Here is a 25,848-nt window from a genome sequence, read left to right on the forward strand (position 1 = left end):
TTACTGGGACACCTTCAGCGCCGACATGACGCGCTCTGTGACGGCGTCGATCGGTCCGATGCCGTCAACGCGGGTTACGATCCCACGCGACTCATACTGGGCCACAACCACCTCGGTCTGCTGGTGGTAGAGCTCCAGGCGATGCCGGATGACAGCCTCGTTGTCATCCGTGCGACCGTCAAGGTCCGCCCGCTTGATCAAACGGCCAACAAGCTCCTCATCGTCCGCCGTCAGTTGGAGAACGACGTCCAATGCGAGGTCGTTGTGCTGGAGAATGTCATCCAGTTCGGCGACCTGGGCTGCCGTACGGGGGTAGCCATCCAGGAGGAAACCCTCCTGGACATCCTCCTCGGTGAGGCGCGCCCTGACCATGCGGTTGGTAACGCTGTCAGGGACGAAATCTCCCGCGTCCATGTACTTCTTCGCTTCGACACCGAGCGGCGTTTCGTTCTTCACGTTCTCGCGGAAGATATCGCCGGTGGAAACGGCGACCACACCCAACCGCTCGGAGATCCGGGCAGCCTGCGTCCCCTTGCCTGACCCGGGGGGTCCGATAATGAGCATCCGTGTCATCGCAATAGTCCTTCGTAGTGGCGCTGCTGGAGCTGTGCGTCAATCTGCTTCACTGTCTCGAGACCCACACCCACCATGATGAGGATCGAAGTTCCGCCGAAGGGGAAGTTCTGGTTCGCGTTAATCGCTACGAGCGCGATCAACGGAATCAGTGCAACGAACCCGAGGTAAAGAGCGCCCGGCAGCGTAATTCGTGCGAGCACGTACTGCAGGTACTCCGCGGTAGGCCGGCCAGCACGGATACCGGGGATGAACCCTCCGTACTTCTTCATGTTCTCCGAGACTTCCTCCGGGTTGAAGGTGATCGCCACGTAGAAGTAAGTGAAGAACACGATCATCGCGAAGTAGAGCGCCATGTACAGCGGGTGATCGCCGTTCACGAGGTAGGTGCTGATCCAGTTGACCCACTCGGGTGGAGGCGTTTGGCCATCAGTCGGAGTATTGAACTGGGCGATCAGCGACGGCAGGTACAACATCGAGGAAGCGAAGATGACGGGGATAACTCCAGCCATGTTCACCTTGATCGGGATGTAGGTGCTGCTGCCACCCAACGTCCGGCGGCCGACCATGCGCTTGGCGTACTGAACCGGTATGCGGCGCTGTGACTGCTCGACGAAGATCACCAGCATGACGACCAGGAGCCCGATTGCCAGCACACCAAGGAAGACGTTCCAGCCCTGGGTCTGAAGGATTTCGCCCAGCGAGGTGGGGAAACCGGCAGCGATGGCGGTGAAGATCAGCAGGGACATGCCGTTGCCGACGCCCTTTTCAGTGATGAGCTCGCCCATCCACATGATCAAGCCGGTGCCAGCCGTCAGGGTGAGGATCAGCAGGATGATCGTGATGAGGCTGTCATCCGGGATGATCGGCACAGGACAGTTGCCGAGCAGGGCACCCGAACGCGCAAGCGACACCAGTGTCGTTGCGTTCAGCAGGCCCAGGGCAATGGTCAGGTACCTGGTGTACTGGGTGAGCTTCGCCTGTCCCTGGGCACCTTCCTGGTGTAATTCCTGGAAACGGGGTATGACAACGCGCAGCAACTGCGTGATGATGCTAGCCGTGATGTACGGCATGATCCCAAGGGCGAAGACGGAGACCTGCAGCAAAGCTCCGCCGCTGAACAGGTTCACGAATTGGTAGAGGCCGCCCTCTGTATTGCCGAGCTGCAAGCATTGCTGCACGTTACCGTAGTCAACACCGGGCGCGGGGATGAAGGCCCCCAGGCGGAAAATGGTGATGATCCCCAGCGTGAACAACAGCTTGCGCCGCAAGTCTGGCGTCCGGAAAGCCCGGCCAATAGCGCTAAGCAAGCGTCCTCCTGATTAAGTCTTGATAGCCCTACGCGGGCAATGCACACCAACCGAGTCTAACGGCTGGAACCAGGCACACGAGAACCTGGGTGAGGCAAGAGTGCGTTAAACGAAACAAACCCCTGGTGGGCCGATGAAGACGGCCCACCAAGAGTCTAGTTGCTTCATGAGCTGGATCACAGTTGGACCCTTCGAGCCTGCGTCTTCAGCGAACTGTGTGACGCAGACTCGACGAGCCTCAACGTTGACTAGAGCGCCGAGACGGTGCCGCCGGCGGCGGTGATCTTCTCTGCAGCGCTGGACGAAACGGCGTGAACCTTCACGTCCACCTTTACGGTGAGCTCGCCGGTTCCAAGAACCTTGACCAGCTGGTTCTTGCGGACTGCCCCATTGGCGATCAGGCTGTCTACCGACACCTCGCCGCCATCCGGGTAGAGCTCGTTCAGGCGCTCCAGGTTCACAACCTGGTACTCGACGCGGAACGGGTTCTTGAACCCGCGCAGCTTCGGCAGGCGCATGTGCAGGGGCAACTGGCCCCCTGCAAATCCGGCCTTGATCTGGTAACGAGCCTTGGTGCCCTTAGTACCGCGCCCGGCAGTCTTACCCTTGGAACCTTCACCGCGACCCACACGGGTCCTTGCGGTCTTGGCACCAGGGGCGGGACGAAGGTGGTGAACCTTCAGTGCGTGAACACGGAGCGTGCTCTCAACAGCTTCCGGAGTTGTTGCAGCCTTCGCGGCCGACTTGCGGGCCGTCTTCTTCTCGGCGGATTCCTCCACCGTCTTCTTCTCTGCCATTACTTGGCCTCCTCAACCTTCACGAGGTGCGGAACCGTATTGACCATACCGACGGTCACAGCGTCGGCTTCGCGGACAACAGTGTGTCCGATCCGCTTCAGACCGAGTGAACGAAGGGTGTCGCGCTGGTTCTGCTTACCGCCGATAACGGACTTGATCTGTGTGATTTCCAGCTTTGCGGAGCTGGGAACCAGACGCTTCGGTGTGATCGCAGTCATTACGCACCTGCCTTTTGTTCCTGCATTGCGCGCAGCATCGCCTTGGAGGCAACCTCGTCCAGCGGCAGTCCGCGGCGTGCAGCCACGGCCTGGGGCTCTTCGAGCCTCTTCAGCGCGTCAACGGTCGCGTGGACAATGTTGATGGCGTTGGACGATCCAAGCGACTTTGAAAGGACGTCGTGGATACCGACGCACTCGAGCACCGCACGTACCGGACCGCCGGCAATAACACCGGTACCGGGGGACGCGGGACGCAGGAGAACTACTCCTGCTGCAGCCTCGCCCTGAACCAGGTGAGGTACAGTGCCGCCGATGCGGGGAACTTTGAAGAAGGACTTCTTGGCTTCCTCAACGGCCTTTGCAATAGCCGAAGGAACTTCCTTGGCCTTGCCGTAGCCGACACCGACCATGCCGTTGCCGTCACCGACAACCACAAGAGCGGTGAAGCTGAAGCGCCGGCCACCCTTTACGACCTTCGCGACACGGTTGATCGACACGACGCGCTCAATGAACTTGTCCTTGTCGTCGTTGCGGCCACCATCGCGACCACCACGGCCGCCATCGCGCCCGCCACGGCCGCCGCTCTCGCGCCCGCCGCGCTCACCCCGACGGGCACCGCCGCGGCGGTCGTCGGTGTTCGAAGCCGTTTCAGTGGACTCAGCTGCCGGAGCAGCTTCATCAGCCTTTGCGGTTGTCAATGGAGCTTCCTTTGCGTTGTTCTGCTCGGTCACAGTGCCAGCCCACCTTCACGTGCGCCGTCTGCGATTGCGGCAACCCGGCCGTGGTACTTGTTGCCCCCACGGTCGAATACGACTGCCTCAACACCGGCCGCCTTGGCACGCTCTGCTACAAGCTCACCAACGCGCTTCGCCTTGGCAGTCTTGTCGCCGTCGAGCGCCCGGAGGTCTGCCTCGAGGGTCGACGCCGATGCAAGGGTGATTCCCTTGGTGTCGTCCACAACCTGCACGAATACGTGGCGGGCGGAACGGTTCACAACCAGGCGCGGACGAACTGCCGTGCCGGTAATGCGCTTGCGGACCCGAAGGTGGCGGCGTCCGCGCTGGGCGGACTTGCTCTTCGACGTGCGCTTCTTGTTGATGCTCAGTGTCATGGTTACTTACCAGCCTTTCCGACCTTGCGGCGGATAACCTCGCCTGCGTAGCGGATGCCCTTGCCCTTATAGGGGTCCGGCTTCCGCAGCTTGCGAATGTTGGCAGCGACCTCGCCGACCTGCTGCTTATTGATGCCGGAGACGGATAGCTTGGTGGGGCCCTCAACAGTGAGCGTGATGCCCTCCGGAGCCTTTACAGCCACAGGGTGGCTGTAACCAAGCGCGAACTCCAGGTCCGAACCCTTTGCCTGCACGCGGTAACCGGTGCCGACAATTTCAAGGTTCTTCTTGTAGCCCTCAGTGACACCCGTGATCATGTTGGAGATCAGGGTGCGGGTGAGGCCGTGCAGTGACCGCGCTTCGCGCTCGTCGTTCGGTCGGCTGACGGTGATGGTGCTTTCGTCAAGCGAAACCTGGATCGGGCTGGGCACAGTGTGGTCCAGCTCGCCCATGGAACCCTTGACCGAAACCAGGCTGCCGTCGACCTTGACCTCTACGCCGGCAGGCACGGTGATGGGGAGACGTCCAATACGTGACATTTTTCTTTCCCTTTCCCGCTACCAGACGTAGGCGAGGACTTCCCCACCTACACCCTTCTTGGATGCCTGACGGTCAGTAAGGAGACCGGACGACGTGGACAGGATTGCAATGCCCAGCCCGCCGAGTACGTGCGGCAGGTTGGTGGACTTTGCGTATACACGCAGGCCCGGCTTGGAGATGCGCCGGATGCCTGCAATGGAGCGCTGACGGTCTGGACCGAACTTGAGGTCGATGGTGAGCTTCTTGCCCACTTCAGCCTCTTCTTCCTTCCAGCCGGCAATGTAGCCCTCGGCCTTCAGGATGTCGGCAACGCGTGCCTTCAGCTTGCTGTATGGCATGGACACGGTGTCGTGGTATGCCGAGTTAGCGTTGCGGAGACGCGTGAGCATGTCTGCAACTGGATCTGTCATTGTCATTGGGCTTCAGCCCTTCCTCGGAACGGTTTCCGGATTCCAGCAGCTACCAGCAGGGCTGGTCCCGCGGGAGCGGACCTGTAACGTAGTTGAATTAATCTTCGGATTTGAACGGGAAGCCGAGCGCTTTGAGCAGCGCACGGCCCTCGGCGTCGGTCTTGGCTGTGGTCACCACAGTGATATCCATGCCACGGACACGGTCAATCTTGTCCTGGTTGATCTCGTGGAACATCGACTGTTCCGTGAGGCCAAAGGTGTAATTGCCGTTGCCGTCGAACTGGCGGCCGTTGAGTCCGCGGAAGTCGCGGATACGTGGCAGAGCCAGGGAGACCAGGCGGTCGACGAATTCCCACATGCGGTCGCCGCGCAGGGTCGCGTGAGCGCCAATCGGCATTCCCTCACGAAGCTTGAATTGCGCGATGGACTTGCGGGCCTTGGTGACCTGCGGCTTCTGGCCGGTGATCTGGGTGAGATCGCGGACCGCTCCGTCGATGAGCTTGGAATCCTTTGCTGCATCGCCAACACCCATGTTCACAACGACCTTGACGAGTCGCGGAACCTGGTTGATGTTGCTGAAGCTGAATTCCTCCTGCAGAGCCGTCTTGATCTCGGCTGCGTAGCGGGTCTTCAGGCGCGGGGTGATCTTGGTTTCTACGGCTTCAGTAGTCATTAGAGATCCTTCCCTGATGCCTTGGCGACGCGGATGCGGACCGTACGTTCACGGCCGTCCCGCTCCACTGTTTCTGTGCGGTAGCCAATGCGGGTGGGCTTCTTGGTCTCTGGGTCTACCACAGCAACGTTGCTGATGTGGATGGAGGCCTCAACAGTTTCGATGCCACCGGTCTTCGTGCCGCGCTGCGACTGCCCGACCTTGGTGTGCTTCGTGATGCGGTTGATGCCTTCGACCAGTACGCGGTTGGTCTCAGGGAATACCTTGAGGACCTTGCCCTGCTTGCCGCGGTCTCCGCCGCGCTCCTGCTTGGAACCGGTGATGACCTGCACCAGGTCACCCTTCTTGATCTTGAGCTTCGAACGGGTCTGCGCCATAACTACAGCACCTCCGGGGCGAGAGAAACGATCTTCATGAAACGCTTGTCGCGAAGTTCACGGCCAACAGGCCCGAAGATGCGGGTGCCGCGAGGGTCGCCGTCGCCCTTGAGGATAACGGCTGCATTCTCGTCGAACTTGATGTAGGAACCGTCCGCACGGCGGCGTTCCTTCTTGGTACGGACGATGACGGCCTTGACCACATCGCCCTTCTTGACGTTCCCACCGGGGATAGCGTCCTTTACGGTGGCGACAATTACGTCGCCAATTCCTGCGTAGCGACGGCCGGATCCACCGAGAACACGGATGGTAAGGATTTCCTTAGCACCAGTGTTGTCGGCGACCTTGAGTCGCGACTCCTGCTGAATCACTGTCTACTCCTTGCGTCGCGCTGGTTCTCAGGCCGAGATACTGCTACGGAATGAGCCTTGCCGAACGGTTGATCGGGGTGTCTCTCGACCCGCCTGGATTTTGCCAGAGACGGGCCTAAACGCCAGTGCCCATAGCATCTGCCTCCCAACCGCAAGCGGAAGGGAAGTACTATGCCGGAGCACGAGTGTTTACGAGGGTTTCAATGGACGGCGCCTAGAGCATCTGCACAAAAGCTTGACTCCGCACAGAGGGCGCCATACAAACTCAATATCCTAACACGTCTGGCAGCCAGCCCCATACCATACTGAGTGGCGGCTACGGGGAGGAAATGCAACAGTCCCCCGCTCCAGTGGAGCGAGGGACTGTTGGCGACCGCAATAGCGATCTGCGCCTACTTGGCCTTTTCGATAACCTCGACCAGGCGCCACCGCTTGGTGGCGGACAGCGGGCGAGTCTCGCTGATGAGGACCATGTCGCCGATGCCGGCGATGTTCTCCTCATCGTGAGCCTTGACCTTCGAGCTGCGACGAAGCACCTTGCCGTACAGGGCGTGCTTCACGCGGTCCTCGACCTCAACGACGATCGTCTTCTCCATTTTGTCGGAGATGACGAATCCGCGGCGGGTCTTGCGGTAACCACGTGCTGCGGTCTCCGGCACTGTTGCCTCAATCTTCTCTTCACTCATTTGACATCCTCCTCAGAAGCCTGCGTTTCCTCGGATTTTGCATCCTCTTTGGAGACAGCCTTCGACCGCTTCGATTTCTTGTCGGCCTTTTCGGTCTTCGCTTCTTCAACCGTCGCTACGACGTCGGGGCGAATGCCCAACTCACGCTCGCGCAGCACAGTGTAGATGCGGGCGATATCCCGCTTCACGGAGCGAAGGCGACCGTGGCTCTCAAGCTGTCCGGTAGCTGACTGGAAGCGCAGGTTGAACAGCTCTTCCTTAGCCTTGGCGAGTTCCTCCACCAGACGATCCCTATCGAAACCATCCAGCTGGTCGGTTGCTAGTTCCTTTGAACCAAGTGCCATGACTATTCACCACCCTCACGACGCACGATGCGTGCCTTCAACGGCAGCTTGTGGATTGCCAGGCGCAGTGCCTCGCGAGCTACCTCTTCACTTACACCCGAAAGTTCAAAAAGAACCCGGCCGGGCTTGACGTTGGCGACCCACCACTCTGGAGAACCCTTACCGGAACCCATGCGGGTTTCAGCAGGCTTCTTGGTCAACGGACGGTCCGGATAGATGTTGATCCAGACTTTGCCGCCACGCTTGATGTGACGGGTCATTGCGATACGCGCAGATTCAATCTGACGGTTGGTGACGTATGCCGGGCTCAGAGCCTGGATACCCCATTCTCCGAAGCTGACCTCCGTGCCGCCGGTAGCAGCGCCCGAACGACCGGGGTGGTGCTGCTTACGAAACTTCACTCGACGTGGGATAAGCATTTAAGCCTGTCCTCCTTCCGCTGCTGCAGCGGACTCAGCCGGAGCGGCTTCGGCGGGAGCGGCAGTTGCCTCGCCCTGACCTGCGCCGCGTTCGGGACTACGACGACGACGGTCGCCTCCGCGATCTCCACCGCGGTCAGCGCCGGCAGGGCCACGGCTGGGTCGATCCCCGCCGCGTCCACGTGAAGGAGCTGCGGCAGCCTGGGCAGCCAGTTCCTTGGCGGTGATGTCACCCTTGTAGATCCAGACCTTCACGCCAATTCGACCGAAGGTGGTCTTCGCCTCGAAGAAGCCGTAGTCGATGTTTGCGCGGAGGGTGTGCAGGGGCACACGGCCTTCGCGGTAGAACTCCGAACGGCTCATTTCTGCGCCGCCGAGGCGGCCGGAGCACTGCACCCGGATGCCCTTGGCGCCGGCACGCTGAGCCGACTGCATGGCCTTCTTCATCGCGCGGCGGAAAGCTACGCGGGAAGAGAGCTGCTCGGCGATGCCCTGCGCCACCAGCTGAGCTTCCATCTCGGGGTTCTTCACCTCGAGGATGTTCAGCTGCACCTGCTTGCCGGTGAGCTTCTCGAGCTCGCCGCGGATGCGGTCAGCTTCGGCTCCACGGCGACCGATCACAATACCGGGACGTGCCGTGTGGATGTCCACACGAACGCGGTCACGGGTGCGCTCGATCTCTACCTTGGCGATGCCTGCGCGGTCCATGCCCGTGGACATGAGCTGACGGATCTTGATGTCCTCGCGGACAAAGTCCTTGTAGCGCTGGCCGGGCTTGTTGCTGTCAGCAAACCAATGTGACCTGTGGTCAGTGGTGATGCCGAGTCGGAACCCATGCGGGTTTACTTTCTGTCCCACTTAGCGGTCCTCCACTTTCTCAGGGGTAGCGACAACAACAGTGACGTGGCTGGTCCGCTTGTTGATGCGGAAGGCACGGCCCTGGGCACGCGGCTGGAACCGCTTCATGGTGGGGCCTTCATCCACATATGCTTCGCTGATGATGAGGTCGCCCTCGTCGAAGGCAACGCCGTCGCGGTCCGCGAGAACGCGGGCGTTGGCGACTGCCGACTGAACTACCTTGAATACCGGCTCCGAAGCTGCCTGTGGGGCAAACTTCAGTATTGCCAGAGCCTCATTCGCTTGCTTACCACGAACAAGGTTGACGACGCGCCGGGCCTTCATAGGCGTAACGCGCAGATGACGCGCAATAGCCTTGGCTTCCATTGCTTTCCTTCTCTCGTCTTAGCCGTAAGAACAGGCGCCTAGCGGCGCTTGCCCTTGCGGTCGTCCTTAACATGGCCGCGGAAGGTCCGCGTGGGAGCGAATTCGCCGAGCTTGTGCCCGACCATCGACTCGGTGACAAACACCGGAATGTGCTTGCGCCCGTCATGCACTGCGATCGTGTGACCGAGCATGTCGGGAATGATCATGGAACGGCGGGACCACGTCTTGATGACGTTCTTGGTGCCCTTCTCGTTCTCGCGGTCCACCTTGACGAACAGGTGCTGATCGACGAAGGGGCCTTTCTTCAGGCTGCGTGGCATGTTTCCAGGCTCCTATCGCTTGTTCTTGCCGGAACGACGGCGACGCACAATGAGCGAGTCGCTTTCTTTGTTTTTACGGCGGGTACGGCCTTCGGCCTTACCGTTCGGGTTGACCGGGTGACGTCCACCGGAGGTCTTGCCTTCACCACCACCGTGCGGGTGATCGACCGGGTTCATGGCCACACCGCGGACGGTTGGGCGAACGCCCTTCCAGCGCATACGGCCAGCCTTGCCCCAGTTGATGTTCGACTGCTCGGCATTGCCGACCTCGCCGACAGTTGCGCGGCAGCGGACATCAACGTTGCGGATTTCACCGGAAGGCAGGCGGAGCTGCGCGAAGCGGCCCTCCTTGGCGACCAGCTGCACGGAAGCTCCAGCGGAACGGGCCATCTTCGCGCCGCCACCGGGACGCAATTCCACAGCGTGGATTACGGTACCGACGGGGATGTTGCGCAGTGGAAGATTGTTGCCGGGCTTGATGTCAGCAGCAGGGCCGGCCTCAACGAAATCGCCTTGCTTCAGCTTGTTCGGCGCAATGATGTACCGCTTGGTGCCGTCCAGGTAGTGCAGGAGCGCGATGCGGGCAGTGCGGTTGGGATCATACTCGATCTCAGCAACGCGCGCGTTCACGCCGTCCTTGTCGTGGCGACGGAAGTCGATAAGACGGTACTGACGCTTGTGTCCACCACCCTTGTGACGGGTGGTGATCTTTCCGGAGTTGTTACGGCCGCCCTTTTTGGGGAGCGGACGAACAAGGGATTTCTCCGGCGTCGACCGTGTGATTTCTGCGAAGTCGGCAACGCTTGAGCCTCGACGGCCCGGTGTTGTCGGCTTGTATTTACGGATAGCCATTTTTCAGTTCCTCGTTAAAGTGGTCTCCGCCCTAGTTGAGCGGACCGCCGAAGATGTCGATTGTGCCTTCTTTGAGGGAGACGATTGCGCGCTTGGTGTTCTTGCGCTGTCCCCATCCAAAGCGGGTGCGCTTGCGCTTCCCTGCACGATTGATGGTGTTGATCGAGTCGACCTTGACAGAGAAGATTTTCTCCACGGCCAGCTTGATCTCGGTCTTGTTGGAGCGAGGGTCGACCAAGAAGGTGTATTTACCTTCGTCAATCAGGCCGTAGCTCTTCTCCGACACGACGGGTGCAATGACGACGTCGCGGGGATCCTTTGCGATGGAGCCACTCACTTGGCGTCCTCCTCAGTTGTGGTCGTGGCGTGAACTGCCTCGGCCGAGCCGACGAGCGTGTCGTAAGCAGCCTTGGTGAAGATCACGTCATCCGAGACGAGTACGTCGTAGGTGTTGAGCTGATCCACGTAGATGGTGTGAACATCAGTGAGGTTACGCATTGAAAGCGCCGCAACATCGTTGGATCGCTCGATGACAACCAGGAGGTTGGCACGCTCGGAGATTCCGCGCAGCAGCCCGAGGGCAGCCTTAGTGGAAGGCTTCTCGTTGGTCACGAGGGACTCGATGACGTGGATGCGGCCGTTACGGGCCCGGTCGGAGAGGGCACCGCGGAGAGCGGCAGCCTTCATCTTCTTGGGGGTGCGCTGGCTGTAGTCACGCGGGGTGGGACCGTGAACGACCCCACCGCCCGTCATGTGCGGGGCCCGGATGGAACCCTGACGCGCGCGGCCGGTGCCCTTCTGCTTGAAGGGCTTGCGGCCAGCGCCACTTACTTCAGCGCGGGTCTTGGTCTTGTGGGTACCCTGACGGGCCGCAGCAAGCTGCGCTACAACGACCTGGTGCAACAGTGGCACGTTGGTCTGCACGTCAAAGATTTCAGCCGGGAGATCCACATTCACGATCGTCGCGCCGGACTTGTCAGACTTGGTAGCTGTCTTCGCAACCATTGGTTATGCTCCCTTCACGGCGGTGCGTACGAGTACGACCTGGCCGCGGGCGCCCGGAACAGCGCCCTTGATCAGCAGCAGCGACTTCTCGGCGTCGACAGCGTGAACCTTGAGGTTCAGCGTGGTCTGACGAACGGCGCCCATACGGCCGGCCATTTTCATTCCACGGAAGACGCGGCTGGGGGTGGATGCTCCACCGATGGAACCAGGCTTACGGTGGTTCTTGTGAGCACCGTGCGAAGCTCCAACACCGTGGAAGCCGTGGCGCTTCATAACACCGGCGAAGCCCTTGCCCTTGGTGGTGCCGATGACGTCGACAACCTGGCCGGCTTCGAACAGCTCAACCGAGAGTTCCTGGCCAAGCGAGTAGGAGTCGGCGTCGGAGGTGCGCAGCTCGACAACGTGACGACGAGGCGTAACACCTGCCTTCTCGAAGTGTCCAGCGAGTGGCTTGGTAACCTTGCGCGGGTCAATCTGGCCGAAGCCGATCTGAACGGCCGTGTAGCCATCTGACTCCGCCGTGCGGAGCTGGGTGATTACGTTGGAATCAGCCTGCAGGACAGTAACCGGAACGAGAAGGTTGTTCTCATCCCAGACCTGTGTCATGCCGAGCTTGATTGCAAGCAAGCCCTTGACCTGGCGTGTAAGTGAAGTAGACATATTGATCTTCCTCTCCCTTACAGCTTGATCTCGATGTTCACGTCCGCTGGCAGGTCGAGGCGCATGAGCGAGTCGACGGCCTTAGGCGTGGGGTCAATGATGTCGATCAGACGCTTGTGCGTGCGCATTTCAAAGTGCTCGCGGCTGTCCTTGTATTTGTGCGGCGACCGGATAACGCAGTAAACGTTCTTCTCCGTAGGCAGCGGCACTGGGCCAACTACCGTCGCGCCTGCGCGCGTCACCGTCTCAACGATCTTCCGAGCTGAAACGTCAATGACCTCGTGGTCATACGACTTCAGCCGGATGCGGATCTTTTGTCCCGCCATGGCGTCTCGACTCTCTCTCTTCATGATGAACACTGCCGAATCCGGCGGAGTTCCTGAATACCTGCGTACGTGTGCGCCCGTTGCGTGGCGCTCCTCCAACAGACTGAATCCGGACGATTCCGGGTTCCTCACCCTGCCAAGGTACCGACCCCCGCGCTCGGGCGTGTCGCGCATCTCCTACAAGGAGAATCCCGCGCGTAGCCGAGCTACTAAAATGGGGTGGGTTATATTTGGGCCTGATTCCGCGGCGGGTGCGACCCTGCACCAGGCATTATCCTGACCGGGACTACATCTCAAACCGCGCGCAAAGGCGCTTGAACAACTCAACTAGTCTGCCAGATTGTGCGTCACAATGCGAATCCCCGCCTGCATTATGCCTGCGACACGCCGCAGGCCGACTATCAGGGCCTCACACCAGCGCGTTTCAGGGCCAACCTCGCCAACCCCTCGACCGCCACCGGATCCCCCTCGCGCCAAGCCCGTACCGGGTCCTCCGCCACTTTTCGCAACTCGGACGGTTTCGCCTGCACCAGCGCGCGCAGGGCGAGAAGTTCGCGACCGCCGTCTTCATCGCCCAGCCGCCGTGACCGGCTGGACTGCACTGCAAACCGGACGCGTGGAATCAGCCAGAGCGGCAGGAGAAGGAGAACCGGGATCAGAAAGATGGCCAATCCCACAACCGTGGCGGCTTGCGCAACGGAATCCTGTTGGTCCTGGCCTGCCGCGATAAGGAATCCACCGGCATCAGCTGCACTCAGGAAGGGTGCACTCGCTTGATCGCCGATGATCGGCACTCCCCCGATGCGTTCCGCAGCATCATCCATAGTGCTCCGGAATCCGCTTCCAGCGTCTTCCATACCGCGGCCGAAGACCGCCAACTCGGAAAGGGCGTTGAAAGCCGCTCGCGAGAGGAGCCAGGCAATGAGGACAACAGTCAAGGCCAGAAGATCGGTGAGGATCTGCCAGGAGAGCTGGCGCGGAAGGCGTGAGTAGATCTGCATCGGGCCAACACTACGGTAGGAAAGACGAAAGCCCCGCTGCGTGAATGCAGCGGGGCTTTCTAACCAGCAGTACTGGAGAAGCTACTACTTGATGATCTTGGTAACGCGACCTGATCCAACGGTGCGGCCACCCTCACGGATAGCGAAGCCGAGGCCGTCTTCCATAGCGATTGGCTGGATGAGCGCAACGGTCATCTCAGTGTTATCGCCAGGCATGACCATCTCGGTGCCCTCAGGAAGGGTAATAACACCAGTTACGTCAGTTGTGCGGAAGTAGAACTGCGGGCGGTAGTTCGAGTAAAACGGGTTGTGACGCCCGCCCTCGTCCTTGGCCAGGATGTAGACGTTGGCCTCGAAATCGGTGTGCGGGGTAATGGAACCCGGCTTGACGATAACCTGGCCGCGCTCTACGTCCTCGCGCTTGATGCCGCGGAGCAGGAGACCACAGTTCTCGCCGGCCCAAGCCTCGTCGAGCTGCTTGTGGAACATCTCGATACCGGTAACCGTGGTCTTCTGGACCGGGCGGATGCCGACGATCTCGACCTCGGAGTTGATTGCGAGGGTTCCGCGCTCTGCACGGCCGGTGACAACGGTTCCACGACCGGTGATCGTGAAGACGTCCTCGACGGGCATGAGGAACGGCTTGTCCTTGTCGCGAACCGGGTCAGGAACGTTGTTGTCAACGGCTTCCATGAGTTCCTCGACGGACTTGACCCACTCGGCGTCGCCTTCGAGGGCCTTGAGCCCTGAAACGCGAACAACGGGAGCGTCGTCGCCGTCGAAGCCCTGTGCGCTAAGCAGCTCACGAACTTCCATTTCGACGAGGTCGAGCAGCTCTTCATCGTCAACCATGTCGGACTTGTTCAGCGCGACCAGCAGGTAGGGAACACCAACCTGGCGGGCAAGCAGAACATGCTCGCGGGTCTGAGCCATGGGGCCATCAGTGGCAGCTACAACGAGGATGGCGCCATCCATCTGTGCCGCACCGGTGATCATGTTCTTGATGTAGTCAGCGTGACCGGGAGCATCTACGTGTGCGTAGTGGCGCTTCTCGGTCTGGTACTCAACGTGCGAGATGTTGATGGTAATGCCGCGCTGCTTCTCCTCGGGTGCCGAGTCGATTGACGCGAAATCACGCTGCTCGTTGAGAGTCGGGTACTTGTCGTAAAGTACCTTGGAAATGGCAGCCGTCAACGTGGTCTTGCCATGGTCAACGTGACCAATGGTGCCGATGTTAACGTGCGGCTTAGTCCGCTCGAACTTTGCCTTCGCCACGGGTTCCTCCTAGAACGTTTTTAGAAGACTTACTCCCCAGCCACGCTTTTCGTGGCTGAAACTCATGCAAGTCTACTGGGGGCTTTTACTTTGGTGAAATTGCGATTGTGCGCCTGATTCGAGGGAGTGAACCGGGGCGCTGCGCGGTGGGCAGTCTCTGTTACGAGCCCGCCCACCGGCGTCGGCTTCCGCCTTGCGACGGCGTGCCTGGATTACTCTCCGCGTGTCTTCTGGATGATCTCGTCGGCTACAGCCTTCGGGACCTCGGAGTAGCTGTCGAACTGCATCGAATAAACGGCGCGGCCCTGGGTCTTGGAACGCAGGTCACCGATGTAGCCGAACATACCCGAGAGGGGTACGAGCGAACGGATCACTTTGACACCGCTTGCATCTTCCATGGACTGCATCTGGCCACGGCGGGAGTTCAGGTCGCCGATTACTTCACCCATGTACTCCTCGGGTGTGCGGACTTCCACCTCCATCAGTGGTTCGAGCAGTACAGGCTTTGCCATCCTTGCAGCTTCCTTGAACGCCATACGTCCGGCGATCTTGAAGGCCATTTCGGAGGAGTCGACGTCGTGGTAAGCACCATCAAGCAAGGTTGCCTTGATGCCGACAACCGGATATCCGGCGAGGATGCCGTCATTCAGGGCGTCCTGAATGCCTGCGTCGACGCTTGGGATGTACTCACGCGGGATTCGGCCACCAGTGACCTTGTTATCGAATGCGTAGAGCTCGCCTTCGGAGGTATCCATGGGCTCGATCATGATCTGGATCTTTGCGAACTGACCCGATCCACCCGTCTGCTTCTTGTGGGTGTAATCGTGCTTCTGGACCGTACCGCGAATGGTTTCCCGGTATGCGACCTGAGGCTTGCCGACGTTTGCTTCAACCTTGAACTCGCGGCGCATGCGGTCCACGAGGATATCCAGGTGAAGCTCGCCCATGCCAGCAATGATGGTTTGTCCGGTGTCCACGTTGAGGGACACCTGGAAGGTGGGGTCCTCAGCTGAGAGCTTCTGGATAGCCGTTGAGAGCTTCTCCTGGTCACCCTTGGTTTTGGGTTCGATGGCAACCGAGATAACCGGCTCGGGGAAGCTCATCGACTCAAGGACAATCTGGTTCGAGGAGTCGGACAGGGTGTCACCGGTTGTGGTGTCCTTCAGGCCGATAGCCGCGTAGATGTGGCCTGCAAAAGCCTCTTCCACGGGAATTTCCTTGTTGGCGTGCATCTGGAAGAGCTTCCCGATGCGCTCCTTCTTGCCCTTGGTGGAGTTGACCACACCGGTTCCGGCCGTGACGTGTCCCGAGTAAACCCGGATGAACGTCAGCGTGCCGAAGAACGGGTGAGTCGCAACCTTGAACGCGAGAGCTGAGAACGGCTCCTCCGTGCTGGGCTTGCGGGTCAGCTCGATCTCCTCATTGCGGGGATCATGGCCCACCATCGCGGGAACGTCCAGCGGGGAGGGGAGGTAGTCAATGACGGCGTCCAGCATAGGCTGCACACCGCGGTTCTTGAATGCGGAACCACAGAGAACCGGGTAGATCTCCGAGTTGATGGTCAACTTGCGGATGCCGGCCTTCAACTCCTCGATGCTGGGCATCTCTCCCTCGAGGAACTTGTTCATCAGTTCATCCGAAGATTCCGCAACAGCTTCAACCAACGCCGCGCGGTACTCCTCGGCCTTCTCCTGAAGGTCGGCAGGGATCTCCTGGACTTCGTACTTGGCGCCCATGGTCACGTCACCCTTGGAGTCACCAGGCCACACCAGCGCACGCATGTGGAGAAGATCCACAACGCCTACGAAGTCGTTTTCAGCGCCGATTGGCAGCTGGAGAACCAGCGGCTTGGCGCCGAGGCGGCTGATGATGGTGTCAACGGTGAAGTAGAAGTCAGCGCCGAGCTTGTCCATCTTGTTGACGAAGCAGATACGCGGAACTTCGTACTTGTCAGCCTGGCGCCAGACGGTCTCCGACTGGGGCTCTACGCCCTCCTTGCCGTCAAACACCGCGACGGCGCCGTCGAGGACACGGAGCGAACGCTCCACCTCAACGGTAAAGTCCACGTGACCCGGGGTATCGATGATATTGATCTGGTTCTTATCCCAGAAGCAGGTGACAGCAGCGCTGGTGATGGTGATACCGCGCTCTTTCTCCTGTTCCATCCAGTCGGTCGTCGAAGCGCCGTCGTGCGTTTCGCCGATCTTGTGGTTAACACCCGTGTAGAACAGGATGCGCTCGGTAGTAGTGGTCTTGCCGGCATCAATGTGGGCCATGATGCCGATGTTGCGGACCTGGTTGAGGTCGGTAAGCACGTCCTGTGCCACGGTGTCTCCCTTTTTCTAAGATGGAGTTCTACTGGACCGCCGGTCCGAAGTGCCCTGAGGGGGCGCCATGGACCGGCAGCGCGTTTACCAGCGGTAGTGAGCGAAGGCCTTATTGGACTCGGCCATCTTGTGCGTGTCTTCGCGGCGCTTCACAGCGGCACCCAGGCCGTTTGAAGCATCGAGGATCTCGTTCTGCAGACGCTCGGTCATGGTCTTCTCGCGGCGAGCCTTCGAGTAGCCGACCAGCCAGCGGAGAGCCAGGGCAGTTGAGCGGCCGGGCTTTACCTCGACCGGAACCTGGTAGGTGGCTCCACCAACACGGCGGGAGCGAACTTCCAGGCTTGGCTTGACGTTCTCCATGGCCTTCTTGAGCGCTGCGACGGGATCGCCGCCCGACTTGGCGCGTGCGCCTTCAAGCGCGCCGTACACAATGCGCTCTGCGGTGGACTTCTTGCCGTCTACCAGCACCTTGTTGATCAATTGAGTGACCAGGGGTGAACCGTAAACGGGATCTACAACAAGCGGCCGCTTCGGGGCCGGGCCCTTACGAGGCATATTACTTCTTCTCCATCTTTGCGCCGTAGCGGCTGCGAGCCTGCTTACGGTTCTTCACGCCCTGGGTATCCAGTGCGCCACGGACGATCTTGTAGCGGACACCGGGAAGGTCCTTCACACGACCGCCGCGCACCAGCACAATGGAGTGCTCCTGGAGGTTGTGTCCGACGCCCGGGATGTACGCGGTTACTTCGATGCCACCGTTGAGGCGGACACGAGCGACCTTACGCAGAGCCGAGTTCGGCTTCTTCGGGGTGGTGGTGTAAACGCGGGTGCAGACGCCGCGCTTCATGGGACTGCCCTTCAATGCGGGCGCCTTGGTCTTGGAGACCTTAGGTGACCGGCCCTTACGGACCAGCTGGTTAATGGTAGGCACTTCTCAGTTCTCCGTATGTTGTCTTGAGATCAGATCTCTGCTGACTCCGCGTCGCACCGACCGGCCAAGGCCGGAATCAGCGAACGGAGCTTGTTGGTCATTTGACGTGCCCACTCGGAACGTAGGCAAAACGACCGTAGGCGTGCAAAAAGGTGGCATTCGTTGTACAAGTTCCCTACAACACGGAGATACGTCGGAAGACGCCAATCCACTGCCACACAAACAATTCCCGACCAGTCTAACAGATTCCGGGGTTGGCCCCGACGGGCCACCCCCAGGTACAGCAAAGGGGCCGGGACAGCTGTCCCGGCCCCTCTCCTACTGACTAGCTCGGTTTCTTAGCGGAAGTCGCTTGAACCCATGTCGTAGTCATCCAGCGGAATCGCGTGGAACTCGGGGCTCAGTCCGCCGTCGACACCCGCGTAGTCGAAGTCGCTGAACGCGCTCGGACCAGTGAACAGGTTCGCCTTGGCTTCCTCGGTCGGTTCAACAGTGACCTTCGTGTAGCGATCCAGGCCGGTTCCGGCCGGGATGAGCTTACCGATGATCACGTTCTCCTTGAGGCCGAGCAGCGGATCGCTCTTGCCTTCCATGGCGGCCTGCGTGAGAACACGCGTGGTCTCCTGGAACGATGCAGCGGACAACCAGGACTCGGTGGCCAGCGACGCCTTGGTGATACCCATGAGCTCGGGACGGCCGGAGGCCGGCTTCTTGCCCTCGGATACCACGCGGCGGTTTTCGTCCTCGAAACGGCGACGTTCAGCCAGCTCACCGGGGAGCAGCGCGGAATCGCCGGACTCGATGACGGTTACGCGGCGTAGCATCTGCCGGACGATAACTTCCACGTGCTTGTCGTGGATGCCTACGCCCTGGCTGCGGTACACGCGCTGAACCTCGTCCACAAGGAATTCCTGGGTCTTGCGGGGGCCGAGGATACGGAGGATCTGCTTGGGATCGACTGCACCGAAGACCAGCTGCTGACCGACCTCCACGTGATCGCCATCCGACACCAGGATGCGTGCACGGCGCAGGACCGGGTACGCAATCTCTTCGGAACCGTCGTCCGGAGTGACCACAATGCGCAGCTGCTTCTCTGCGTCCTCGATGGTGACCCGGCCGGCAACCTCGGAGATCGGTGCAACACCCTTAGGCGTACGCGCTTCGAAGAGCTCCTGGATACGGGGCAGACCCTGGGTGATGTCCTCGGCCGAGGCAACACCACCGGTGTGGAAGGTACGCATGGTCAGCTGCGTACCTGGCTCACCGATTGACTGCGCGGCGATGATGCCGACAGCTTCACCGATGTCCACGGTCTTGCCGGTGGCAAGCGAACGGCCGTAGCACAAGGCACAGGTGCCCACGCTGGACTCGCAGGTGAGCACGGACCGGATCTTGATGTCCGTGACGCCGGCCGAGAACAGCTGACCGATCAGTACGTCGCCGACATCGGAACCCGCGGGTGCAAGCACCTCACCCTTGGAATCGACGACGTCGGTCGCCAGGGTGCGTGCGTAGGCCGAGTTTTCGACTTCCTCGTGCAGTACGAGCTCGCCGTCGTGGTTGGGAACCGCGATGGTGACATTCAGTCCACGCTCGGTCCCGCAGTCGTCTTCGCGAACAATGACGTCCTGGGACACGTCGACGAGACGGCGGGTGAGGTAACCCGAGTTCGCCGTACGCAGGGCGGTATCCGCGAGACCCTTACGGGCGCCGTGGGTGGCGATGAAGTATTCCAGCACCGACAGGCCCTCGCGGTACGAGGACTTGATGGGGCGCGGGATGATCTCGCCCTTCGGGTTTGCCACGAGGCCACGGATACCGGCAATCTGGCGAACCTGCAGCCAGTTACCGCGAGCACCGGAGGAAACCATGCGGTTGATGGTGTTGTCCTTCGGCATCGCTCCACGCATGGACTCGGCTACCTCATTGGTTGCCTTGTTCCAGATGTCGATGAGTTCCTGACGACGCTCTTCATCGGCGATCAGACCCTTGTCGAACTGCGCCTGGACCTTGGCGGCCTGTATCTCGTAGCCCTCCATGATCCCGGCCTTGTTGATCGGCGCGGAGATGTCGGAGATTGCCACGGTTACGCCCGAGCGGGTTGCCCAGTAGAAACCGGAGTCCTTCAGGTTATCCAGCGTTGCAGCCGTGACAACCTTCGGGTAGCGCTCGGCGAGGTCGTTGACGATCGTCGAAAGCTGGCCCTTGTCCGCAACCTTCTCAACCCATGGGTAGTCCTCGGGCAGTGTCTCGTTGAACATGACCTGTCCGAGCGAGGTTTCAATGAGTGCCGGAGTGCCCTCTTCCCAGCCCTCAGGAGCTGGGGTGTCGGGACCCGGTACGAAGTTCGGAACACGGATTCGGACAACCGAGTTCAGGTGCAGCTCACCGGAGTCGAATGCCATGATCGCTTCGGCGGGGCTGGAGAAGACGCGCCCCTCCCCTGCTGCTCCCTCACGCTTGGTGGTGAGGTGGTGCAGGCCGATGATCATATCCTGCGAAGGCAGGGTAACCGGGCGGCCGTCGGACGGCTTGAGGATGTTGTTCGAGGAGAGCATCAGGATGCGCGCCTCCGCCTGGGCTTCGGGGCTCAGCGGCAGGTGTACTGCCATCTGGTCGCCGTCGAAGTCTGCGTTGAACGCACCACAAACCAGAGGGTGCAGCTGAAGGGCCTTACCTTCAACCAGCTGCGGCTCGAACGCCTGGATGCCGAGCCGGTGCAGGGTAGGTGCACGGTTCAGCAGTACCGGGTGTTCGGTGATGATCTCTTCGAGTACGTCCCAGACCTGCGGGCGGTAACGCTCAACCATCCGCTTGGCACTCTTGATGTTCTGGGCATGGTTCAGGTCAACCAGGCGCTTCATGACGAAAGGCTTGAAGAGTTCCAGGGCCATCTGCTTGGGCAGACCACACTGGTGCAGCTTCAGCTGCGGGCCGACGACGATGACCGAACGGCCCGAGTAGTCCACGCGCTTGCCGAGCAGGTTCTGACGGAAGCGGCCCTGCTTGCCCTTGAGCATGTCGGAGAGCGACTTCAACGGACGGTTACCTGGTCCGGTGACCGGACGGCCGCGACGGCCGTTGTCGAAGAGGGAATCGACTGCTTCCTGGAGCATCCGCTTTTCGTTGTTCACGATGATCTCGGGAGCACCGAGATCCAGCAGGCGCTTCAGGCGGTTGTTGCGGTTAATCACGCGGCGGTACAGGTCGTTCAGGTCGGAGGTCGCGAAACGGCCACCGTCCAGCTGTACCATCGGCCGCAGTTCCGGCGGGATCACCGGTACTGCGTCGAGCACCATGCCCAGCGGGCTATTGGTGGTGGTGAGGAATGCGTTGACAACCTTCAGTCGCTTCAGGGCGCGCGTCTTCCGCTGACCCTTTCCGTTCTGGATGATGTCGCGCAGAAGGTCAGCTTCAGCCTGCATGTCGAAGTTCTCGAGGCGCCGCTTGATGGCCTCGGCGCCCATGGAGCCTTCGAAGTACAGTCCGTAACGGTCGCGAAGCTCGCGGTAGAGCCCTTCGTCGCCCTCAAGGTCAGCAACCTTGAGGTTCTTGAAACGGTCCCAGACCTGCTCGAGGCGCTCGATCTCGGCGTCGGCACGCTTGCGCAGGTTCGCCATCTGGCGATCGGCGGAGTCACGGGCCTTCTTCTTGTCGGCAGCCTTGGCGCCCTCACCCTCGAGGCGGGCAAGCTCGTCCTCGAGGTCCCTGGCGATCGTCGCGATGTCTGAATCGCGCTGGTCAACCAGCTGCTTCTTCTCGAGGTCGTGTTCGGCCTGGAGGTTCGGCAGTTCGGCGTGACGGTTTTCCTCGTCGACGGCGGTGATCATGTAGGCCGCGAAGTAGATGACCTTCTCAAGGTCCTTCGGTGCCAGGTCAAGGAGGTAGCCAAGGCGTGAAGGGACGCCCTTGAAGTACCAGATGTGGGTTACGGGAGCTGCGAGCTCGATGTGGCCCATACGCTCGCGGCGCACCTTCGCGCGGGTGACCTCAACGCCACACCGCTCGCAGATGATGCCCTTGAAGCGCACGCGCTTGTACTTGCCGCAGTAGCATTCCCAGTCGCGTGAAGGACCGAAGATCTTCTCACAGAAGAGTCCGTCCTTCTCGGGCTTGAGCGTGCGGTAGTTGATGGTTTCCGGCTTCTTCACTTCGCCGTACGACCAACCGCGGATCTCTTCCGCGGTGGCCAGGCCGATTCGCATGAGGCCGAATGAGGATTCGCTGGACATATGGTCCCTGTCTCTCTTTATCTCTAAATTCTTGAAGTCACACGGGGTGCGGGAAGGAGGAGCTGAGCGGTACCGGTGGCTGGACCGGCATCTGAGACGCCGGTCCAGCCATAATCCGGTGGTCGCTAGACCTCTTCGACAGAACTCGGCTCGGCCCGTGAAAGGTCGATGCCCAGCTCTTCCGCGGCCCGGAAGACTTCTTCATCCGAGTCACGCATCTCAATCGTGGTGCCGTCAGTGGAGAGGACTTCCACGTTCAGGCACAGCGACTGCATTTCCTTGATCAGAACCTTGAACGACTCCGGAACGCCTGGCTCCGGAATGTTCTCGCCCTTGACGATGGCCTCGTACACCTTGACGCGTCCGTGGATGTCATCCGACTTGATGGTCAGGAGTTCCTGCAGCGTGTAAGCCGCGCCGTAAGCCTCAAGCGCCCACACTTCCATCTCACCGAAGCGCTGTCCGCCGAACTGCGCCTTACCACCCAGCGGCTGCTGCGTGATCATCGAGTACGGACCAGTGGAACGGGCGTGAATCTTGTCGTCCACCAGGTGGTGAAGCTTCAGGATGTACATGTAGCCAACGGAGATCGGGTCCGGGAACGGCTCGCCGGAGCGGCCGTCGAACATCCAGGCCTTGCCGGACTCGCCGATGAGGCGCTGCCCGTCGCGGGTGACGTTCGTGGAACCGAGCAGGCCGACGATCTCGTCCTCTGTGGCGCCGTCGAACACTGGGGTTGCGACGGTGGTGGAGGCGATCTCGCGAGGTAGGTTCGGGAGGTTCTTGAGCCACTCGGGCTCGCCCTCGATCTTCCAGCCCTGCTTGGCAGCCCAACCGAGGTGGATCTCCAGTACCTGTCCGACGTTCATTCGACCTGGAACACCCAGCGGGTTCAGGACGATGTCGACGGGCGTACCGTCCTCCAGGAACGGCATGTCCTCGATCGGCAGGATCTTGGAGATGACGCCCTTATTACCGTGGCGGCCGGCAAGCTTGTCGCCGTCTGTGATCTTGCGCTTCTGGGCTACGTAGACGCGGACCAGCTGGTTGACGCCCGGGGGCAGCTCGTCGTCGTTGTCGCGGTCGAAGATGCGCACGCCGATGACGGTGCCCGACTCGCCGTGGGGAACCTTCAGCGAAGTGTCGCGAACCTCGCGGCTCTTCTCACCGAAGATGGCGCGCAGCAGGCGCTCCTCAGGGGTCAGTTCAGTTTCACCCTTCGGGGTAACGCGCCCTACCAGGATGTCCCCGGCTTCGACCTCGGCACCGATGTGGATGATGCCGCGCTCGTCGAGTGCGCCGAGAACCTCTTCGGAGACGTTCGGGATATCCCGGGTGATTTCCTCGGCACCAAGCTTGGTGTCGCGGGCATCGACCTCGTGCTCCTCGATGTGGATCGACGTCAGGACATCGTCGGAAACGATGCGCTGCGACAGGATGATCGCGTCCTCGAAGTTGTGGCCTTCCCAGGACATGAAGGCAACGAGCATGTTCTTGCCGAGCGCCAGTTCACCCTGATCGGTGGACGGGCCGTCAGCAATGATGCTGTTGTACTCAACGCGGTCGCCCTCGGCGACAAGCACGCGCTGGTTGTAGGCGTTGCCCTGGTTCGAGCGCGCAAACTTCATGATCGGGTAGTTGGTCTCGGTGCCGTCGTCGTTCAGCACGGTTACCAGGTCAGCCGAGACCTCGGAGATAACGCCAGCCTTGTTGGCAGTTACGGCGTCTCCGGCGTCGACAGCGGCGTTCCGCTCCATGCCGGTTCCCACCAGGGGACGCTCGGAACGGAGCAGGGGCACGGCCTGGCGCTGCATGTTCGCACCCATGAGGGCACGGTTGGCGTCGTCGTGCTCCAGGAACGGGATCATCGCAGTTGCGACGGACACCATCTGGCGCGGGGAGACGTCCATGTACTCAACGTCTGCAGCTACCACCAGAACGGGCTCGCCGGAACCACCACGGGTACGAACGAGGACCATATCCTCCACGAACTTGCCGTTCGCGTCGAGCGGAGCGTTTGCCTGTGCGATCAGGCGCTCAACCTCGTCGTCGGCCGTGAGGTAGTCGATCTGTTCGGTGACGATGCCGTTCTCAACCTTGCGGTAGGGCGTCTCGATGAAGCCGAAGGTGTTGATGCGTCCGTAGGATGCCAGCGAACCGATGAGGCCGATGTTCGGGCCTTCAGGGGTTTCGATGGGGCACATGCGTCCGTAGTGCGAGGGGTGGACGTCACGGACTTCCATGCCTGCGCGGTCGCGGGACAGACCACCCGGGCCCAGCGCGGACAGACGACGCTTGTGCGTCAGGCCGGCGAGCGGGTTGTTCTGGTCCATGAACTGGGACAGCTGGGATGTTCCGAAGAACTCCTTGATGGCAGCCACGACCGGGCGGATGTTGATCAGTGTCTGCGGCGTGATCGCCTCGACGTCCTGGGTTGTCATGCGCTCACGGACAACGCGCTCCATGCGGGACAGGCCGGTACGGACCTGGTTCTCGATGAGCTCGCCGACCGCACGGATGCGGCGGTTACCGAAGTGGTCGATGTCGTCGACCTCTACGCGCAGCTCGACGTCATTGCCGTCGCGCTTGCCAGTAATGGTCTTCTCGCCTGCGTGCAGGGCAACCAGGAACTTGATCATCGCGACAATGTCATCAATGTTCAGGACCGAAGCGTCACCGTCGCTGAGGTTCTTGTCGATGCCGAGCTTGCGGTTGATCTTGTAACGTCCAACCTTCGCCAGGTCGTAGCGCTTCGAGTTGAAGTACAGGTTGTCCAGCAGCGTCTTGGCGGCTTCGACGGTGGGGGGCTCTCCCGGGCGAAGCTTCCGGTAGATGTCCAGTAAGGCGTCTTCCTGGGTCTCCGTGGCGTCTTTCTCAAGAGTGGCGCGGATGGAGTCATACTCGCCGAACGTCTCGAGGATCTGCCCCTCTGTCCAGCCAAGGGCCTTGAGGAGTACGGTGACAGACTGCTTGCGCTTGCGGTCAAGGCGAACGCCGACCTGGTCGCGCTTGTCGATCTCCAGCTCGAACCAGGCACCGCGCGAAGGGATGATCTTGGCGCTGAAGATGTCTTTGTCGCTGGTCTTGTCCGCGGCGCGCTCGAAATAGGCGCCGGGCGAACGGACGAGCTGCGAAACAACGACACGCTCGGTGCCGTTGATCACGAAGGTGCCCTTTTCCGTCATCAGTGGGAAGTCGCCCATGAACACGGTCTGCTGCTTGATCTCGCCCGTGTTGTTGTTCATGAACTCGGCCTTGACGTACAACGGCGCCGCGTAAGTTGCGTCGCGGTCCTTGCATTCCGCCATGGTGTACTTCGGGTCAGCGAACTCCGGCTCGGAGAAGCTCAGGGACATGGTTCCCTGGAAGTCCTCGATTGGGGAGATCTCTTCGAAGATGTCAGCAAGACCGGAGGTCGTGGCGACGCCGGGGAGGTTCTGCTCCAAAGCCTCTTCCACGCGCGCCTTCCAGCGCTCGTTACCGACCAGCCAGTCAAAGCTGTCAGTCTGAAGGGCAAGAAGATTAGGAACATCCAGCGGTTCGTGAATCTTTGCGAATGATAGCCGGGGTGCGGCGCCGTCGGCGTCGACCTGGCTGGTAGCGGTTGCGTTAATTGAGGTGCTCGGGGCGACCAAGAGGGATCCTTCCACAGACCAACAGGCGTGTTCGTACGATCTCTCCCCGCACCGGAGAGGTGCTGACCTGACGCCCGCAAGCATTGGACGGAGACCTCCAGCTGGAGATGGCCGTTAAATGACGAATGCGAGACGAAGCCCACCGCTATATGAAGGCTGAGGTTTTGAGGGAAGACGCAAATATCTACCTTACGCGAAGCTAGCGACAATGTCTAACTGAATGTGGTATAT

29 protein-coding genes are annotated in these 25,848 nt (G+C 60.7%); all 29 read right to left on the reverse strand.

Translation table 11 applies throughout. The features are described from left to right. Nucleotides 1–573, reverse strand: a complete 573-nt coding sequence (locus ACWA1U_RS15995) for an adenylate kinase (protein WP_463723136.1) — start codon at nucleotides 571–573, stop codon at nucleotides 1–3. Beyond that, nucleotides 570–1,883, reverse strand: coding sequence for a preprotein translocase subunit SecY (gene secY / locus ACWA1U_RS16000; protein WP_463723137.1), 1,314 nt, complete (start codon nucleotides 1,881–1,883; stop codon nucleotides 570–572). The genes ACWA1U_RS15995 and secY overlap by 4 nt, the downstream gene beginning before the upstream one ends. 248 nt (nucleotides 1,884–2,131) lie before the next feature. Beyond that, on the reverse strand, nucleotides 2,132–2,680 hold the full coding sequence (gene rplO / locus ACWA1U_RS16005; RefSeq protein WP_463723138.1) for a 50S ribosomal protein L15: 549 nt from the start codon (nucleotides 2,678–2,680) through the stop codon (nucleotides 2,132–2,134). Further along, entirely contained in the window at nucleotides 2,680–2,898 is a 219-nt protein-coding gene (gene rpmD, locus ACWA1U_RS16010) for a 50S ribosomal protein L30 (protein ID WP_463723139.1), read from the reverse strand. The genes rplO and rpmD overlap by 1 nt, the downstream gene beginning before the upstream one ends. Beyond that, nucleotides 2,898–3,629 carry a 30S ribosomal protein S5 gene (gene rpsE, locus ACWA1U_RS16015; RefSeq protein ID WP_463723140.1) on the reverse strand — a complete coding sequence of 244 codons (732 nt, stop codon included), beginning with the start codon at nucleotides 3,627–3,629 and terminating at the stop codon, nucleotides 2,898–2,900. Before rpsE ends, rpmD begins: the two co-directional genes overlap by 1 nt. Next, entirely contained in the window at nucleotides 3,626–4,009 is a 384-nt protein-coding gene (rplR, locus tag ACWA1U_RS16020; RefSeq protein ID WP_463723141.1) for a 50S ribosomal protein L18, read from the reverse strand. The genes rpsE and rplR overlap by 4 nt, the downstream gene beginning before the upstream one ends. 2 nt (nucleotides 4,010–4,011) lie before the next feature. Next, nucleotides 4,012–4,548: a 50S ribosomal protein L6 gene (gene rplF / locus ACWA1U_RS16025; protein ID WP_463723142.1), complete on the reverse strand. Its 537-nt coding sequence runs from the start codon at nucleotides 4,546–4,548 to the stop codon at nucleotides 4,012–4,014. 18 nt (nucleotides 4,549–4,566) lie between these two features. Next, nucleotides 4,567–4,965: a 30S ribosomal protein S8 gene (gene rpsH, locus ACWA1U_RS16030; protein WP_158505077.1), complete on the reverse strand. Its 399-nt coding sequence runs from the start codon at nucleotides 4,963–4,965 to the stop codon at nucleotides 4,567–4,569. A 91-nt stretch (nucleotides 4,966–5,056) separates the two neighbouring features. Beyond that, nucleotides 5,057–5,632: a 50S ribosomal protein L5 gene (gene rplE, locus ACWA1U_RS16035; protein ID WP_463723143.1), complete on the reverse strand. Its 576-nt coding sequence runs from the start codon at nucleotides 5,630–5,632 to the stop codon at nucleotides 5,057–5,059. Beyond that, nucleotides 5,632–6,009, reverse strand: coding sequence for a 50S ribosomal protein L24 (gene rplX, locus ACWA1U_RS16040; protein ID WP_463723144.1), 378 nt, complete (start codon nucleotides 6,007–6,009; stop codon nucleotides 5,632–5,634). Before rplX ends, rplE begins: the two co-directional genes overlap by 1 nt. 2 nt (nucleotides 6,010–6,011) lie before the next feature. Further along, the gene (rplN, locus tag ACWA1U_RS16045; RefSeq protein WP_463723145.1) at nucleotides 6,012–6,380 is read right to left on the reverse strand and encodes a 50S ribosomal protein L14; all 369 of its coding nucleotides are present in this window, start codon (nucleotides 6,378–6,380) and stop codon (nucleotides 6,012–6,014) included. Nucleotides 6,381–6,772: 392 nt separating this feature from the next. Continuing rightward, nucleotides 6,773–7,066: a 30S ribosomal protein S17 gene (gene rpsQ / locus ACWA1U_RS16050; RefSeq protein WP_463723146.1), complete on the reverse strand. Its 294-nt coding sequence runs from the start codon at nucleotides 7,064–7,066 to the stop codon at nucleotides 6,773–6,775. Next, complete coding sequence (gene rpmC, locus ACWA1U_RS16055) at nucleotides 7,063–7,410, reverse strand: 50S ribosomal protein L29 (protein WP_463723147.1); 348 nt, start codon at nucleotides 7,408–7,410, stop codon at nucleotides 7,063–7,065. The genes rpsQ and rpmC overlap by 4 nt, the downstream gene beginning before the upstream one ends. Before the next feature lie 2 nt (nucleotides 7,411–7,412). Continuing rightward, nucleotides 7,413–7,829: a 50S ribosomal protein L16 gene (rplP, locus tag ACWA1U_RS16060; protein WP_049829176.1), complete on the reverse strand. Its 417-nt coding sequence runs from the start codon at nucleotides 7,827–7,829 to the stop codon at nucleotides 7,413–7,415. Then, the gene (gene rpsC, locus ACWA1U_RS16065; protein ID WP_463723148.1) at nucleotides 7,830–8,687 is read right to left on the reverse strand and encodes a 30S ribosomal protein S3; all 858 of its coding nucleotides are present in this window, start codon (nucleotides 8,685–8,687) and stop codon (nucleotides 7,830–7,832) included. Further along, nucleotides 8,688–9,053 (reverse strand): 50S ribosomal protein L22, encoded by a 366-nt coding sequence (rplV, locus tag ACWA1U_RS16070; protein WP_167994177.1) that lies wholly within the window; start codon nucleotides 9,051–9,053, stop codon nucleotides 8,688–8,690. 38 nt (nucleotides 9,054–9,091) lie between these two features. Next, nucleotides 9,092–9,373 (reverse strand): 30S ribosomal protein S19, encoded by a 282-nt coding sequence (gene rpsS, locus ACWA1U_RS16075; protein ID WP_011692805.1) that lies wholly within the window; start codon nucleotides 9,371–9,373, stop codon nucleotides 9,092–9,094. A gap of 12 nt (nucleotides 9,374–9,385) precedes the next feature. After that, nucleotides 9,386–10,225, reverse strand: coding sequence for a 50S ribosomal protein L2 (gene rplB / locus ACWA1U_RS16080; protein WP_463723149.1), 840 nt, complete (start codon nucleotides 10,223–10,225; stop codon nucleotides 9,386–9,388). 31 nt (nucleotides 10,226–10,256) lie between these two features. Further along, the gene (gene rplW / locus ACWA1U_RS16085) at nucleotides 10,257–10,562 is read right to left on the reverse strand and encodes a 50S ribosomal protein L23 (RefSeq protein WP_463723150.1); all 306 of its coding nucleotides are present in this window, start codon (nucleotides 10,560–10,562) and stop codon (nucleotides 10,257–10,259) included. After that, on the reverse strand, nucleotides 10,559–11,230 hold the full coding sequence (gene rplD, locus ACWA1U_RS16090) for a 50S ribosomal protein L4 (protein WP_463723151.1): 672 nt from the start codon (nucleotides 11,228–11,230) through the stop codon (nucleotides 10,559–10,561). Before rplD ends, rplW begins: the two co-directional genes overlap by 4 nt. Before the next feature lie 3 nt (nucleotides 11,231–11,233). Further along, the gene (gene rplC / locus ACWA1U_RS16095; RefSeq protein WP_463723152.1) at nucleotides 11,234–11,890 is read right to left on the reverse strand and encodes a 50S ribosomal protein L3; all 657 of its coding nucleotides are present in this window, start codon (nucleotides 11,888–11,890) and stop codon (nucleotides 11,234–11,236) included. Between the two features lie 17 nt (nucleotides 11,891–11,907). After that, nucleotides 11,908–12,216 carry a 30S ribosomal protein S10 gene (rpsJ, locus tag ACWA1U_RS16100; protein WP_003803825.1) on the reverse strand — a complete coding sequence of 103 codons (309 nt, stop codon included), beginning with the start codon at nucleotides 12,214–12,216 and terminating at the stop codon, nucleotides 11,908–11,910. Between the two features lie 401 nt (nucleotides 12,217–12,617). Further along, complete coding sequence (locus ACWA1U_RS16105) at nucleotides 12,618–13,217, reverse strand: hypothetical protein (protein WP_463723153.1); 600 nt, start codon at nucleotides 13,215–13,217, stop codon at nucleotides 12,618–12,620. Nucleotides 13,218–13,301: 84 nt separating this feature from the next. Further along, nucleotides 13,302–14,492 (reverse strand): elongation factor Tu, encoded by a 1,191-nt coding sequence (tuf, locus tag ACWA1U_RS16110; protein WP_463723154.1) that lies wholly within the window; start codon nucleotides 14,490–14,492, stop codon nucleotides 13,302–13,304. A 212-nt stretch (nucleotides 14,493–14,704) separates the two neighbouring features. After that, nucleotides 14,705–16,819: an elongation factor G gene (gene fusA, locus ACWA1U_RS16115; RefSeq protein WP_463723155.1), complete on the reverse strand. Its 2,115-nt coding sequence runs from the start codon at nucleotides 16,817–16,819 to the stop codon at nucleotides 14,705–14,707. Nucleotides 16,820–16,903: 84 nt separating this feature from the next. After that, nucleotides 16,904–17,374 (reverse strand): 30S ribosomal protein S7, encoded by a 471-nt coding sequence (rpsG, locus tag ACWA1U_RS16120; protein WP_056543994.1) that lies wholly within the window; start codon nucleotides 17,372–17,374, stop codon nucleotides 16,904–16,906. Between the two features lies 1 nt (nucleotide 17,375). Next, nucleotides 17,376–17,750, reverse strand: a complete 375-nt coding sequence (gene rpsL / locus ACWA1U_RS16125; RefSeq protein WP_026545668.1) for a 30S ribosomal protein S12 — start codon at nucleotides 17,748–17,750, stop codon at nucleotides 17,376–17,378. A gap of 338 nt (nucleotides 17,751–18,088) precedes the next feature. Beyond that, the gene (locus ACWA1U_RS16130) at nucleotides 18,089–21,982 is read right to left on the reverse strand and encodes a DNA-directed RNA polymerase subunit beta' (RefSeq protein ID WP_463723156.1); all 3,894 of its coding nucleotides are present in this window, start codon (nucleotides 21,980–21,982) and stop codon (nucleotides 18,089–18,091) included. A gap of 125 nt (nucleotides 21,983–22,107) precedes the next feature. After that, entirely contained in the window at nucleotides 22,108–25,617 is a 3,510-nt protein-coding gene (gene rpoB / locus ACWA1U_RS16135; protein WP_463723157.1) for a DNA-directed RNA polymerase subunit beta, read from the reverse strand. Nucleotides 25,618–25,848 lie beyond the last annotated feature (231 nt).

Source organism: Arthrobacter sp. TRD_SC_6 (genome assembly GCF_055361185.1).

Bases quoted from the DNA above. Each gene is read 5' to 3' on its own strand.
- ACWA1U_RS15995 (WP_463723136.1), bottom strand. From the start codon at position 573: ATGACACGGATGCTCATTATCGGACCCCCCGGGTCAGGCAAGGGGACG.
- rplO (WP_463723138.1), bottom strand. From the start codon at position 2,680: ATGGCAGAGAAGAAGACGGTGGAGGAATCCGCCGAGAAGAAGACGGCC.
- rpmD (WP_463723139.1), bottom strand. From the start codon at position 2,898: ATGACTGCGATCACACCGAAGCGTCTGGTTCCCAGCTCCGCAAAGCTG.
- rplR (WP_463723141.1), bottom strand. From the start codon at position 4,009: ATGACACTGAGCATCAACAAGAAGCGCACGTCGAAGAGCAAGTCCGCC.
- rplF (WP_463723142.1), bottom strand. From the start codon at position 4,548: ATGTCACGTATTGGACGTCTCCCCATCACCGTGCCTGCCGGCGTAGAG.
- rpsH (WP_158505077.1), bottom strand. From the start codon at position 4,965: ATGACAATGACAGATCCAGTTGCAGACATGCTCACGCGTCTCCGCAAC.
- rplE (WP_463723143.1), bottom strand. From the start codon at position 5,632: ATGACTACTGAAGCCGTAGAAACCAAGATCACCCCGCGCCTGAAGACC.
- rplX (WP_463723144.1), bottom strand. From the start codon at position 6,009: ATGGCGCAGACCCGTTCGAAGCTCAAGATCAAGAAGGGTGACCTGGTG.
- rpsQ (WP_463723146.1), bottom strand. From the start codon at position 7,066: ATGAGTGAAGAGAAGATTGAGGCAACAGTGCCGGAGACCGCAGCACGT.
- rpmC (WP_463723147.1), bottom strand. From the start codon at position 7,410: ATGGCACTTGGTTCAAAGGAACTAGCAACCGACCAGCTGGATGGTTTC.
- rplP (WP_049829176.1), bottom strand. From the start codon at position 7,829: ATGCTTATCCCACGTCGAGTGAAGTTTCGTAAGCAGCACCACCCCGGT.
- rplV (WP_167994177.1), bottom strand. From the start codon at position 9,053: ATGGAAGCCAAGGCTATTGCGCGTCATCTGCGCGTTACGCCTATGAAG.
- rpsS (WP_011692805.1), bottom strand. From the start codon at position 9,373: ATGCCACGCAGCCTGAAGAAAGGCCCCTTCGTCGATCAGCACCTGTTC.
- rplB (WP_463723149.1), bottom strand. From the start codon at position 10,225: ATGGCTATCCGTAAATACAAGCCGACAACACCGGGCCGTCGAGGCTCA.
- rplD (WP_463723151.1), bottom strand. From the start codon at position 11,230: ATGGTTGCGAAGACAGCTACCAAGTCTGACAAGTCCGGCGCGACGATC.
- rplC (WP_463723152.1), bottom strand. From the start codon at position 11,890: ATGTCTACTTCACTTACACGCCAGGTCAAGGGCTTGCTTGCAATCAAG.
- rpsJ (WP_003803825.1), bottom strand. From the start codon at position 12,216: ATGGCGGGACAAAAGATCCGCATCCGGCTGAAGTCGTATGACCACGAG.
- ACWA1U_RS16105 (WP_463723153.1), bottom strand. From the start codon at position 13,217: ATGCAGATCTACTCACGCCTTCCGCGCCAGCTCTCCTGGCAGATCCTC.
- rpsG (WP_056543994.1), bottom strand. From the start codon at position 17,374: ATGCCTCGTAAGGGCCCGGCCCCGAAGCGGCCGCTTGTTGTAGATCCC.
- ACWA1U_RS16130 (WP_463723156.1), bottom strand. From the start codon at position 21,982: ATGTCCAGCGAATCCTCATTCGGCCTCATGCGAATCGGCCTGGCCACC.